The 14476-nt window shown below is 36.5% G+C and carries 12 protein-coding genes; all 12 read left to right on the forward strand.

From position 1 onward, the window contains the following. Positions 1-7 precede the first annotated feature (7 nt). The 12 genes from C1724_RS24820 (at position 8) to nikA (ending at position 14459) form a co-directional block, all read left to right on the forward strand. The gene (locus C1724_RS24820; protein WP_102349653.1) at positions 8-1054 is read left to right on the forward strand and encodes a DctP family TRAP transporter solute-binding subunit; all 1047 of its coding nucleotides are present in this window, start codon (positions 8-10) and stop codon (positions 1052-1054) included. Positions 1055-1145: 91 nt separating this feature from the next. Beyond that, complete coding sequence (locus tag C1724_RS24825) at positions 1146-1643, forward strand: TRAP transporter small permease (RefSeq protein WP_180994436.1); 498 nt, start codon at positions 1146-1148, stop codon at positions 1641-1643. Positions 1644-1658: 15 nt separating this feature from the next. Continuing rightward, positions 1659-2921, forward strand: a complete 1263-nt coding sequence (locus C1724_RS24830) for a TRAP transporter large permease (RefSeq protein ID WP_180994437.1) — start codon at positions 1659-1661, stop codon at positions 2919-2921. An 18-nt stretch (positions 2922-2939) separates the two neighbouring features. Next, positions 2940-4253 carry an amidohydrolase gene (locus C1724_RS24835; protein WP_258000527.1) on the forward strand — a complete coding sequence of 438 codons (1314 nt, stop codon included), beginning with the start codon at positions 2940-2942 and terminating at the stop codon, positions 4251-4253. 1 nt (position 4254) lies between these two features. Beyond that, the gene (locus tag C1724_RS24840; protein ID WP_180994438.1) at positions 4255-5508 is read left to right on the forward strand and encodes a M20 family metallo-hydrolase; all 1254 of its coding nucleotides are present in this window, start codon (positions 4255-4257) and stop codon (positions 5506-5508) included. Continuing rightward, on the forward strand, positions 5501-6802 hold the full coding sequence (locus C1724_RS24845) for a CapA family protein (RefSeq protein ID WP_102349661.1): 1302 nt from the start codon (positions 5501-5503) through the stop codon (positions 6800-6802). Before C1724_RS24840 ends, C1724_RS24845 begins: the two co-directional genes overlap by 8 nt. 55 nt (positions 6803-6857) lie before the next feature. Continuing rightward, positions 6858-8066 (forward strand): MFS transporter, encoded by a 1209-nt coding sequence (locus C1724_RS24850; RefSeq protein ID WP_102349663.1) that lies wholly within the window; start codon positions 6858-6860, stop codon positions 8064-8066. Between the two features lie 27 nt (positions 8067-8093). Next, positions 8094-8921, forward strand: coding sequence for an aspartate dehydrogenase (gene nadX, locus C1724_RS24855; RefSeq protein ID WP_102349665.1), 828 nt, complete (start codon positions 8094-8096; stop codon positions 8919-8921). A gap of 2 nt (positions 8922-8923) precedes the next feature. Next, the gene (gene aspA / locus C1724_RS24860) at positions 8924-10342 is read left to right on the forward strand and encodes an aspartate ammonia-lyase (protein ID WP_102349667.1); all 1419 of its coding nucleotides are present in this window, start codon (positions 8924-8926) and stop codon (positions 10340-10342) included. A gap of 308 nt (positions 10343-10650) precedes the next feature. Then, complete coding sequence (gene allB / locus C1724_RS24865; protein ID WP_102349669.1) at positions 10651-12045, forward strand: allantoinase AllB; 1395 nt, start codon at positions 10651-10653, stop codon at positions 12043-12045. A 189-nt stretch (positions 12046-12234) separates the two neighbouring features. Continuing rightward, on the forward strand, positions 12235-12435 hold the full coding sequence (locus C1724_RS24870) for a hypothetical protein (RefSeq protein WP_180994439.1): 201 nt from the start codon (positions 12235-12237) through the stop codon (positions 12433-12435). A gap of 401 nt (positions 12436-12836) precedes the next feature. Continuing rightward, complete coding sequence (nikA, locus tag C1724_RS24875) at positions 12837-14459, forward strand: nickel ABC transporter substrate-binding protein (RefSeq protein ID WP_258000528.1); 1623 nt, start codon at positions 12837-12839, stop codon at positions 14457-14459. Positions 14460-14476 lie beyond the last annotated feature (17 nt).

A 14476-nucleotide genomic window follows, 5' to 3' on the forward strand; every position in this document is an offset into this window, starting at 1 on the left:
TTAAAAAATGAAAAAGAAATCCTTTGTACTTTCGATTGTATTAATGATGTGTATGAGTATCTTTTTAGCAGCATGTGGTGGTAAAGACAATGCTGCACCAGAAACTGGAGAAGGAGAAAATAATTCAGGCAGTGCTGAGCCAATTGTAATTAAATTTTCACACGTTGTTGATGATAGATCACCAAAAGGAAAAGCAGCTAATTACTTTAAGGAATTAGTTGAGGAACGTTTAGCAGGTAAAGTTGAAGTTGAAGTTTATCCAAATAGCCAACTTTACAGTGATGAAGCTGCTTTAGAAGCATTAGAAGCAGGGAATATCCAAATGATGGCTCCAAGTAACTCTATTATGATTGGAATGGATCGTAATTTTGAAATTTTCTTAATGCCATACCTATTTAACAGTGCAGAAGCTGTAATCGAATTCTCTACTAGTGAAACAGGTCAAAAACTTTATTCTGGTTTAGAAAAGTATAACATGAAAGTTTTATCTACTTGGACTGGTGGAGATATGATTCTATCCAACAATAAGAATGAAATTAAAAAGCCATCAGATTTAGAGGGACTTAAATTCCGCGTAATGTCTGGTGGAGTATTAGCTGATCATTTTGGTGCATTAGGTGCAGGTGCTACGGTAATTCCTTTTAGTGAAACATATGTTGCATTACAGCAAGGCACAGTTGATGGACAAGAAAACCCATACAATAATATTGAAACGCAAAAGTTCCAAGAAGTTCAAGCTTTTATCACTGAAACAAAACATAGTATTGCTACCTATCCATTACTTGTAAGTGCTAGTTTCTGGGATGGTCTTCCTGAAGATATCCGTACAGAACTTAATAAAATTGTAGAAGAAGTTACTGCACAAGAACTTGCATGGACAAACGAATTAAATGAAGAAAGTAAGCAAATTATTGTAGATTCTGGAAAAACAAAGATTACAACACTTACAGATGAAGAGCGTCAGGCATTTATTGATGCTGTAAAACCTGTGCATGAAAAGTACGAGGAGATTATTGGTAAGGAATACTTTGATTACGCTCGTTCTTTAAAATAAGCTAAATAATTTTTAATTGGCCCCCCTTCGATTACATGGTTAATTGTTGGGGGCTAAATATACCCCTTCATTAATAAGGATGGTGAGACGGATGAATAAAATAAAAAAAGGCTTAGAACTATTTGAGGATTGGACGGCTGGTGTTTTAGTTATTGCTGGTTTAGGTATTTTATTTTATGGTGTTGTATTACGATATGTTTTTGAAGCGCCAACGACATGGCAGGACGAAGTGGCTAGGATCCTTTTAGTTTGGGGAATCTTAATCGGTGCCTCTGCAACATTACGTGAAAATAACCATATTAGTATGGAACTTGTTTACCGTTTTTTTCCTAATTCCATGAAGAAAGTTGTCGATATTTTTGGGAATTTAGTAATTTTAGCATTTTTTATTTTCATTATGGTATCAGGGTTTGAAATCGTTATGCAAAAAGTCCACACTGGGCAGGAATCTTTAAATGGATTCCCATTATCAGTTATATATTCAATATTACCGCTTATGGGATTTTTAATGTCAATACGAACAATCGAAAGATTATTTAAAGCCTTTAAAGGCGAAGTTGAAACTGGTGATATACACACGAAGTTGTAAAAAGGGGGGAATATAATGGAATGGTTAGTATTTTTGATATTCGTAGTATTCTTAATCTTACGAGTGCCGGTCGCGTTTGCATTGGCAATATCATCCTTGATTATGTTTTACGTCCAAGACTTTAATTTAATAACTGTTACACAGAAAATATATAATGGGTTAGACTCCACCACGTTAATGGCAATCCCAGGATTTATATTCGCTGGAATCATCATGACTAGAGGTGGAATTGCGAAATATTTGATAGAATTTTTAAAGTCCTGGGTTGGACATATTTCCGGTGGTATGGCGGTCGTTACGATTTTAGCTTGTATGATTTTTGCTGCTATTTCAGGATCCAGTCCGGCTACGGCTGCTGCCATTGGTTCTATCATGATACCGGGAATGATGAATGCCGGATATAGTAAAAAGTATGCGATGGGATTAGTTGCTGCAGGTGGGACATTAGGAATTCTGATTCCGCCATCATTATCTTTCATCTTATATGGTGCAGTGACGGGTACTTCAATCGGTGACCTATTTATTGCAGGTATACTACCGGGGATTTTCTTAGGTTTGGTATTAATCACAAGTGCGATTATTTATGCAAGAAAGAATAACTTTGGAAAATTACCGCAAGCATCTTGGAGTGAAAGGAAAGCGGCTAGTATTAAGGCAATACCGGGCGGCTTATTACCTTTCATCATTTTTTATACGATTTACGGCGGGATTGCAACGCCAACAGAGTCTGCTGTAATTGCATGTGTTTATGGATTAATAGTGTCGATATTTATTTATAAAGAAATTAAAATAAAAGATATTAAACCGGTTTTAGTAGAAACAGTTCAATTAACTTCAATGATTTTTATGATCATTGCTGCTGCGATCATCTTCGGATTATATTTAACGAACAATCAAATCCCTCAAGCAATTGCTAGTTGGATTATTGACAGCAACTTTAATAAATGGATGTTCTTGGCAATGGTTAATATTTTGCTGTTCATTCTTGGGACTTTCCTTGAAGGTGTTGCCATTATCTTAATTACAATGCCACTTTTCTTCCCGATATTAGGACAATTGGGAATCAATCCTATTCACTTTGCTGTTATTATCGTTGTGAACCTGGAGTTGGCTATGATAACGCCACCAGTTGGCTTAAATTTATTTGTTGTTAGTGGAGTTGCTAAGGAAAAACTTGAAAACGTAATTAAGGCTATTGTTCCATATATATTCTTAATGATAGCTGTGCTAATTATCATTATTGTATGGCCGGAATTAAGTCTTATGTTAGTTGAATGATAGCGGGAAGGTTGGACCATGATGAATTTGTTAAAGGGTTTAGAAAGTTTAGAGAAAGAATTAATAGAATTACGTAGAGACTTTCATAGATACCCGGAATCGGGCTGGCTGGAATACAGAACGTCTGCCAAGATTGCCAGTCTGCTTGAAAGCTATGGATATAAAGTCTATGTTGGAAAAGATGCAGTCCATTCAGAAGCGCGTATGGGTGTACCGAACGAAGATGTATTGAAACTCCATGAAGAAAGGGCTATTTCGGAGGGTGTTGCTCCGAAATGGCTTGACTTAATGAAAGGAGGACATACAGGAGTTGTTGGTGTCATTCAATCACCAAACCCTGGTCCTGTTGTTGCATTAAGGTTTGATATTGATTCATTAGATATACTTGAAAGCAAAGCAGATCATCATGTACCGGTTCAAAAAGGATTCCGTTCTGTACATGAAGGCATGATGCATGCTTGTGGTCATGATGGCCATGCTGCCATCGGTTTAGGTGTAGCAAAGTTATTGATGGAAAATGTTGATCGACTTCATGGTGAAGTTAGGCTGTTATTTCAACCAGCAGAAGAAGGTGTACGTGGTGCAAAAGCTATGGTTGAAAAAGGCTGGTTAGATGGGGTTGACTATTTCTATAGTGGACATATTGCCTTTCAGAGCTTCAAACTCGGTGAAATAGTAGCTACAGTAGGAGGTTTTCTGGCTACTACTAAGTTGGACGTAACCTACAAAGGACAGGCTGCCCATGCTGGAGATAAGCCTGAAAATGGTAGAAATGCATTATTAGCAGCTGCATCAGCAAGTTTACATCTTCATGGAATATCTAGACATAGTCAAGGGAAAACGAGAATAAATGTTGGTAAATTAAATGCCGGTTCAGGTAGAAATGTAATTCCGGATTATGCCACGATGGCGATTGAAACTCGTGGAGAAACAACTAAGTTGAACGAATATATGACAAAAGAAGCGATTAGAATAATCGAAAATATGGCTAAAGTATATGATGTTGAATGTGAATGGAAAGTTGCAGGTCAAGCTCCTGGGGCTCAATCAAATGAAGAATTAATTCCATTTATTCAATCTGAGATTGAAGCAGTATCTGGCGTTACTTCACTAGTTTCCAATATGGATTTAAATGGATCAGAAGATGCAGTGTACATGATTAATAGAGTACAAGAGCAAGGAGGGAAGGCATCCTACTTATTATTTGGTTCTCCTATTCCTGCGGGGCACCATGATCCATTATTTGATATTAATGAGGATGTTTTAAAAATCGGTTCAGAAATATTAACACGCCTCGTTTTATCATCTGAAAAATTGAATGGAGGTCATTAGGATGTTGCATTGGTTAGACGAAAAATTGCAGATGTTGAATCCACAGACTACTAGAGATGAAAATGGCGGATACACCAGATTAGGTTTTAGTGAAGAAGAACAACTTGCAATGAAAGCATTCATTGAAATTGCTAATGAACTAAATTTAGTAATTAGAAAAGATGAAATTGGTAATCTAATTGCTCAGTGGCCTGGGTCAAACCCTACATTACCCCATATCGCCACAGGTTCCCACCTTGATACTGTAAAAAATGGTGGTGCCTATGACGGAGCAGCAGGAGTATTAGCGGGTTTAGGGGTTATAAAACAATTGCAATCGCTAAAATACACACCTAGTCATACTATAGAAGTCATTTGTTTTATATCTGAGGAATCATCACGATTTGGCGTCCCAACCATTGGCAGCAAAGCAATGACCGGTCAACTGGAAATAGATAAAATTAAACATTTAACAGATCCTGATGGAACAACGATTCAAGATGCTATGGAACATATTGGAGTAAATCTCTCAGAAATTAGCAGAGCTGAAAGAAAAGGTAGCGAATTACACTCATTTGTTGAATTGCATATTGAACAGGGAATAGTACTAGAAAATGCTGATTGTAACGTGGGAATAGTATCAGGAATATCCAGTCCTTTGAGATATAAAGTTCAGATTAATGGTGTTGCTAGCCATTCAGGTAGTACGCTAATGGAATATAGGAAGGATGCCATGGCAATAGCCGGACGGATCATAACTTTTATTGAAGAATTAGGTAAAAGTGAATCCCAAAAGGATCATTTCGTTTCAACCGTTACAACGGCCGATGTCTCTCCGAATGTTATGAACGTTATTCCAGGGTCTGTAACGTTAGGAATAGATATTCGTAGTACAAATGACCAACTAAAACAGCAAAGTCAAACTAAGTTCGAAAATTATTGTAAATCTTTATCTGCCTCCACCGGTGTGGATATAAAATTAATTGAAATAGCAAATGAACCAGCCGTACTAATGAACGAACAAGTAATGAATGATTTAATGGAGGTAGCAGGAATTTCTAATAAATCTCACATGAAAATTATGAGTGGCGCAGGACATGATGCCATGAATATGGCAGCAAAATGGAAGAGTGGAATGCTGTTTATTCCTTGTAAGGACGGTATTAGCCATCATCCAAATGAATATGCCAAAACCTCCGATATTTTAAATGGTATTGATGTTTTAACAAATTATATCAAACTTATTGACCAAAGGATGGTGTCTCAAAATGACTAATTCCATGACTTTTGTTGCGACTGGGGATAGCTTTATTACACGCCGCTTACCATCAACTGATTCTGAAGAATTCCGCAATTTAACAAGAATTATCAATCAAGGTGAGTTTCGATTCACAAATTTTGAAGTGACGGCCCATAACTTTGAGGGTTTTCCTTCAGCAGTTAGTGGCGGAACATGGGCTATTGCTGAACCGGGCGTATTAGAAGATATTAAGAGCTATGGTTTTAATACGTTAGCATGGGCAAATAATCATACACTTGATTATTCATATGGTGGTCTTGAAGCAACTGACAAATATATCAATCAATATGGATTTGTTCATGCTGGTGTTGGAAAAAACTTAGCTGAAGCAAGTGCCCCCAAATATCTTGACTGTCCATCAGGTCGGATTGCTTTAATTGCGGCAACGTCAACTTTTCATGAAACTTGGGCAGCAGGTGAACAACGTTCGGATGTAGAAGGTCGACCAGGCGTTAACCCATTAAGATTTACAACAAAATATGTAGTTTCTAAAGAAAAGTTGGAGCAGTTAAAAGAAATCTCTGCCCTTACAGATATAAATGCGGATTATAATTTAGCAGTAAAGGAAGGGTTTGCTGTTGCTTCCGGTGAGAATTCCTTTAAATTTGGAGCATATGAATTTGAAGTCGGTGAAGATGAAGGCAAAAGAACAAAGCCGGCAAAAAGGGATTTAGACAGAATACTTAAAGCTATTTCGGAAGCTAAACGCCAAGCAGATTATGTAATAGTAAGCATACATTCACATGAGATGGAAGGCGAAGATAAGAGTAAGCCAATTGAGTTTATAAAAGAGTTTTCTAGAACATGTATTGATCATGGTGCGCATGCCGTCATAGGGCACGGTCCTCATATTTTAAGAGGCATTGAGATTTATAAAGAACGACCAATATTCTATAGTCTAGGTAACTTTATTTTTCAAAATGATACTGTTTCAAAATTACCACATGACTTTTATGAAAAATACGGTATGGGCTTTGAAGACAATGTGGCCGATGCGTTTGATAAAAGAAGTGATAATGGGAATAAAGGATTGGGTGTTAATCCTGATGTTTGGGAATCTGTCATCCCATTTTGGACAATGAAAGATGGGAAGTTGGAAGAATTGAAACTATACCCAATTGATCTCGGTTTTGAGATGCCAAGATATAAAAAAGGATGGCCTGTATTATCAAAGACTAGCCAAGCATTAGAGAAGTTGCAAGACTTATCTAAACCTTTTGGTACAGAAATTGAGATTAAAGATAATATTGGGATTATTAGAGGGAAGTAAGGGGGAACATTGTTGTTCTCCTTTTATTTCTTAACAATTGAAGGAAGGCGACACCGTGGAAATTGAAATCGAACAAGGACACATTCAACGTTTGTGGACAAAGAATTTAATTTGGATATTATCTATTCAAGTTATGTCCGCTTTAGCCTACCATGGGTATGCTAGCTTAATCCCGTTTATTCAAAGTGAATTTATGTTAACTAAAGTTGAAGTTGGTTATATGACATCAGCGATGTTTTTAGGTTCAAGCATCATTTCGATTCCATCAGGAGTAGTTACAGATAGGATCGGGGTTAGAAATACGTTAACACTTTTTTGTTTAATTATGGTAGGAGTCCTTTATATTTTTCTTTTTACAACAAGTTATATCGCTATTATTGCATTATTAGTTTGTTTTGGTGTTGGTTATGGCGGAATTACGCCTGCAACAAACCGATGCATTATGGATGAGTTTCCTATACAAAATAGAGGTACAGCAATGGGGATCAAGCAAATGGGTGTACCCTTAGGAGTAGTTATTGCAACTTTTATCTTGCCGTTAATGGCCCATCATTACTCGTGGAACATCTCACTTTTTGTTATAGGTAACATTCTCCTTCTTGTTAGTTTAGCTTACTTTTTAAAAAATCAACGTGATATAAAAGTAGATTTTGCGGTGGACAACCCCTATGCGAAACTGAAGGAAGCTTTATTGAATAAAAAGGTTATAGTGCTTGGAATTGTCGTTTCATTTTATATTTGTGTTCAAGTAAGTGTTACTACGTTTATAGTAATCTATCTTTATCAGTCGATTAAATTCTCATTATTCGTATCTACTCTTTGCCTTGGTCTTGTATATTGCGGTGGGGTATTAGGCAGAGGAATATGGGGATATATTAGCGATAATTTTTTCAATAGGCAAAGGAAGAAGATCCTTACATTTATTGGCATATTCTCTGGGTTTATGTTAGCTTTGCTTGGTTTTGTAAATGGGATGATGCCAGTGGTAGTAGTTTGCGTTTTATCCTTTTTGCTAGGTTTTACTACACAAGGTTGGAATGGAATATTCATGATGATGCTTTCGGAAAGTGCTAAAAAGTCTGATGTAGGCTTAACAAGCGGTGTTGGTTTAACCATTACAAATTTTGGAGCCATTCTTGGAACCCCATTGGCAGGTTTAATTGTCGATTTAAGCGGGTCTTATCAAATTATGTGGTGGTCTTTAGCTGTCATTTTAACAGGGGTCTCACTATTAACCAATTTTCTAAATATTGAAAATAATTAAGTTGTAAATAAAGGAGGAGGGTATCCGATGACTTTGAATGTTGCAATCCTTGGATGTGGAAATATGGGATCCTTCATTACTGAAGCAATTATTAGGGGTGAAGCAGGTGACATTAAGCTACATACCCTTATCGGTTCAACACGAAATATAAAAAAAGTAAAGCAACTTGCAGAGCATGCAAATTGTAAGTGGATAACGGACCCTAAAAAGTTAGATGTTACTGAAATCGATTTAGTGATTGAAGCTGCAGGCCAACAGGCTGTAAAAGATTATATGCTATCCTACTTGGAATTGGGTAAGCATATTATGTTAATTAGTGTAGGGGCCTTATGTGAACAAGAAATTTTTGAAAAAGTGGTAGAACTTTCACGGAGAACAGGTGCTCAAGTTATTCTTCCATCTGGAGCGATAGGTGGGCTTGATGCGATAAGGAGTGCGGCTTTTGGAGGCTTGGAATCTGTTGAATTGATTACTAGAAAGCCGCCCCATGCACTTAAAGGTGCACCGTATGTTGTTGAAAAAGGATTTGATTTAGATCATCTTCAATGTGATCTCGAATTGTTTAATGGGAACGCAATGGATGCCGCCAAAGCATTTCCAGCGAATATAAATGTAGCAGCAGCATTAAGTCTTTCTGGTATAGGACATGAAAGAACGCAAGTTAAAATCATAGCTAGCCCTTCTGTTAAAAGGAACACCCATGAAATAAAGGTAGTTGGGGATTGCGGAGAATTTACTTTTAAGTTTGAAAACAAAGCATCACCCCAAAACCCAAAGACTAGTCAACTTGCCACGTTAAGTGTATTAAGTGCACTTAAGGAATTTAATAATCCTGTAAAAGGAGTTGTGCTTTAATCATGACAAATACTCGAACAGAAAAAGACTTTTTAGGCAGTAAAGAGGTACCTGCAGATGCTTACTATGGTATACAAACTTTACGAGCTGTTGAAAATTTCCCTATTACTGGATATAAGATGCATCAGGAATTAATAATAGCAATGGCCATGATTAAAAAGTCTGCAGCACTGGCTAATATGGAGGTTGGCAGGCTTTACGAAGGATTAGGCAATATTATCGTAAGTGCAACGGAAGAAATAATAGAAGGTAAATGGCATGACCACTTTATAGTTGATCCTATTCAGGGGGGCGCAGGAACATCCTTTAACATGAATACAAACGAAGTGATTGCAAATAGAGGTCTTGAATTAATGGGAAAAGAAAAAGGGGATTATCTCCACTTGAGCCCGAATTCACACGTTAATATGTCGCAATCCACGAACGATTCATTTCCAACTGCAATCCATCTTGCTACTCTTACTTTGTTGGATAAGTTGCTAGCTACGATGTCAGATATGCATGAAGCTTTCTCTAATAAAGCCAAAGAGTTTGATCATATCATCAAAATGGGAAGAACACATTTGCAAGATGCTGTGCCAATACGTCTTGGTCAAGAATTTGAAGCTTATAGAAGGGTGATAGAACGAGATATCAAAAGGATTACCAATACAAAAGCAAACTTGTATGAGGTAAATATGGGTGCAACTGCTGTAGGTACAGGATTAAATGCAAATCCAAATTATATAAAAAGCGTAGTCCGCCATCTAGCAAATATTAGTGGTTTTCCATTGGTGAATACAGAAAATCTCGTAGATGCTACTCAAAATACTGATGCTTATACGGAAGTATCTGCGGCCTTAAAGGTTTGCATGATGAATATGTCAAAAATTGCAAACGATTTAAGATTAATGGCTTCAGGACCACGTGTCGGTTTTAATGAAATTAAATTACCGGCACGTCAGCCAGGGTCGTCCATTATGCCTGGTAAAGTAAATCCGGTCATGCCGGAATTAATCAATCAAGTAGCTTTTCAAGTGATTGGTAACGACCATACTATTTGTCTAGCCTCTGAGGCAGGGCAACTTGAATTGAACGTAATGGAACCTGTTCTTGTTTTTAATTTACTGCAATCGATCAGCATAATGAATAATGCCTTCCGTGTCTTTACAGACTATTGTGTAGTAGGAATTGAGGCAGACAAAGATAAACTTGAAAAAGATATTGAAAAAAGTGTAGGTGTTATTACTGCTGTTAACCCTCATTTAGGCTATGAGGTTGTAGCACGGATTGCTAGAGATGCCATTTTAAATGGTGAATCTGTCCGTGATTTATGTATCAAATATGATGTTTTAACTGAGGAAGAATTGGATTTGATACTTGACCCCTATGAAATGACCAAGCCTGGCATTGCGGGGGAATCTTTACTTTATAATAAGTAGCTTAGGGTTTTGTCATAGTGCATTTCGGTTCCAAAAGTATACAGTTTAAATTCAAGATTGAACCATTGGGTTTAGTGTTTAAAAGCACTGGCCCCTTTTTCTCCTAAGCAGCTTGTGGTGTCTCAAAAACCTTACAAGATTGTCACGCTAAACACTTTACAACCAGGTTATGTAGAGCTACTTACAATTCCTATTATTGGGTTCGAGTTAAGCCTAACCTATATTAGAATTTGTAGACAATTGCATTTAATAAATTCAATATCATTATAGGGCGGTCTTAACTAAAAAAATATAAAAGGAGAAAAACTATGATTTGGGATCATATTATTAAAAACGGAACCATTGTAACTCCGCATGAAACGTATAAAGCAAATATTTATATATACAACGGCAAGATTTCAGCTATTAGCCGGGAGCTTTTAGAAGGTGATGCAAAGGAAGTAACGGATGCAAAGGGTTTGTACGTATTACCAGGGCTCATTGATGTACATGTTCATTCTAGAGATCCAGGTCCAACCCATAAGGAAGATTTTTATTTTTCCAGTATGGCAGCGGCGGCTGGAGGTATTACAACTATTTTTGAAATGCCAAATACAACCCCACCGACAAATACTGTTGAAAATTTTAACAACCAAGTAAGGAACCTCTCCTCTAAAGCACATGTTGATTTTGGAATATGGGCTATTAGTTTAGGGAATTTAAACATTCATGAAATTGAAGGCTTACATCAAGCGGGTGCGATAGGCTTTAAATTCTTTTGGGGTTACGCTATAAATAAGGAAACCTATCAACTAGTATACAATTACTCGTCAGATATGGAGGATATCATTTCACCTCCAGATGAAGGGGATATATACTACATCTTTGAAGAGGTTGCAAAGACAGGTAAAACCCTGGCAATTCATGCTGAAAATCATGAGTTAATTCAAGGACTAAGTAAGAAAGCAGATATAAATGATAATAGTTATAAGAAGTTTTTAAAGAGCAGACCTCATCTTGCAGAAGAAACGACTATTCAAACAGCCATATCATTTGCAAGGGAACTAGGAACTAAGCTCCACATTCTGCATCTAACAACGAAAGAGGGAGTAAAATTAATTCAGGAAGCGCAAGCCAAGGGCTACAATATATCAACGGAAACTTGCCCGCAATATCTATTTCTAACTGATGAGAATTATGAGGACATAGGGGCAAAGATGAAAGTCTATCCACTAATAAAAAACCAGCAGGATCAGGATATGCTCTGGGAAGGTATTAGGAAAAAAGTTATTTCAATTGTTTGTTCTGACCATGCTCCTCATACAAAGGACGAGAAAACTGGAGATTTATGGTCTATCCCTGCTGGAATGTGCGGAGTAGAAACGCTGGTGCCTATGATGATAGATGCTGTAAATAATGGTGAAGTAACTTTAAACGAATTAGCCGCTTTACTATCTGAAAATCCAGCGAAACAGTTTGATATTTTTCCTCAAAAAGGCTCACTGCAGGTAGGAACTGATGCTGATATAACAATAATTGACTTAGAAAAAAAGCATACTCTTAAAGAAGATTTACTGCATAGTAAAAGCAAAATTACAGCTTTTGACGGATGGGAAGTTAAAGGGATGCCTGTTCAAACTATATTAAGAGGAAAAACAATTATGAAAGACGGCGAGGTTATAGGCAACCAAACTGGAAAATTTGTCAATCCAAACTCCATTTAGTGCATCAATTAACATTTTAGCAAGCAGTTAATTTATTGAAAATCTACAATATATTAGAAGAATGGTTTCTGATCCTTTTGTCAATAAGTGAAAAAATGTTATAATAATTATTAACAGTTAAACTGAGGATTATATCCTATGTGAAATTTTTGAATTATTCTAAAAACAGACACAGTTTTATATGAAGGAATGGTGAAGAACGTGAGTAGTGTAGAGAAAGTCAAAGCTTTTCAAGAGCTAGTGAAAATGTTAAATTATTTCTGGGAAAATAGAGATAGACCAGCTGAAGAGGATTTTAATTTCTTTCAAGAAGTTAAGACCTATTGTGAGCAACTTGACTTGGATTATGAAGAATTTAAAAGGGTATATAATTTAACGGAATTGTTTTAATAATTACGATTATACTTAAGGCATTTATGCTGCTATTTGTTAGAAATGACTTAAATTGTGATGAAATGATTTGCAGGTAAACGGTATTACATCAAGCCTTTCAAGAATTCAATGAATCTTGAAGGGCTTTTTTAGTGCGGATAGCATGGGTGTAATTTCTAGGGTGGATATTTTGAAAAAGAAGGCAGGCCATCATCAAAATGTCTACTATCTATCAATCGCTTTTATTGAACACCCGTATAGTAAGTAGTGATGATATGTTGTGAGCAATGATTTGTAAGTTTATCAATTAATCGGCAATATTTTACTTAGCGGAAAATTTCAAATTATATTGACAACCAAATGTTCAAACATTACTATTGATAATAGTTATCATTATCAACTTAGGAGGGGTAGCTTTTATGTCAAAACGATATTTATTTATGTCTGTAATCATTCTTATTTTATCCATAACTTTACTTGGTTGTTCAAGTGAATCAGTAGAAAACACAGAGTCAGATTCTACTAGTGAAAGTGAAAGTAGCAATATGATTACTTTTGCTTGGCCAAGAGACATAGGTGAAATGAATCCGCATGTCTATAATCCATCACAATTATTTGCTCAATCTATGATTTATGAACCTTTAGTTAGCTACCAAGATGGTGGCGAGTTAAAACCACATTTAGCTGAATCATGGGAGATTTCTGAAGATGGAAAAGAGTACATATTTAAATTACGTCAAGATGTCAAATTCTCAGATGGTACAAATTTCAATGCAGAGAATGTGAAAAAGAATTTTGATGCAATATTAAAAAATGCAAAAATGCATGGCTGGTTAGGATTTATCTCAAAGATAGCACAAACAGAGGTTATCGATGAATATTCTTTCAAATTAACATTATCAGAACCATATTACCCTACTATTCAGGAGTTAGCTGTCGTACGACCAGTTCGATTCCTAGGTGAGGCAGGGTTCCCACAAGATGGTGACACTGGAAAAGGTATTGCAGAACCAGTAGGAACTGGTCCATGGGTATTAGATGAATATAAAGTAGATGAATATGCTACTTTTAAGCGAAATGAAAATTATTGGGGAGAACTCCCAAGTGTTGAGAAAATTAAAGTCAAAGTTATTCCTGATGCAGAGACACGCGTACTTGCTTTTGAAAAAGGGGACTTAGACCTTGTTTACGGTGAGGGTGTTATCAGTATAGATTCTTTTAAGCAATTAGAGTCGACAGGTTCCTATGAAACTAGCATTTCTGAACCAATTGCTACTAGACAACTAGTTATGAATACGAATAATGAACAGCTTTCCGATATACGTGTTCGTCAAGCATTACATTATGGATTTAACAAACAAGCAATGGTTGAGGGCGTGACATCTGGTTTGGAAGAGAAGGCTGACTATATCCTACCAACAAACTTACCTTACACTTCAAATGTTGCTGCGACCACGGTTGAATATAATGTTGAAAAAGCGAAACAATTATTAGACGAAGCAGGGTGGATTTTGCCTGAAGGTAAAAATGTACGTGAAAAAGACGGGGAACCACTTGAAATTGAGTTAATGTATAACTCTGCTGAAGTAATCCAAAAAACAATGGCTGAAACATTACAAGCTGAGTGGGCGGGCTTAGGTGTAAAACTAAATATTGACGGAGTTGAGCTTACCACTCAAGTGGAAAGATTCAAAGCTAATGAGTTCGATATGAATTTCTATAGTAACTTTGGTGCTCCATATGACCCTCATACGTTTGTAAACATGATGGCCACAGAAGGATTTGGATTTAGAGAAGTTATTTCATCCTATCCTAACAAGGAAGAGTTAATGAAACAAATCGCTGAGGTTCAACAAACAACTGATGAGAATGAGCGTCAACAACTTTACACGGCAATTTTAGGCTCATTACAAGAGCAGGGTGCTATTGTACCAATTTCTTATATTAAGAAAATAGCAATCTATCAAAAGGATGTTTCCAATTTTACATTCCCTGCAAACCGAGATGAACATCCATTTGCAGGAATTAGCGTAAACAAGTAAGCGACAGGAGAGGTTTT

Origin of the sequence: Bacillus sp. Marseille-P3661, from assembly GCF_900240995.1 — a bacterium.
Classification (GTDB): domain Bacteria; phylum Bacillota; class Bacilli; order Bacillales; family Bacillaceae_J; genus OESV01.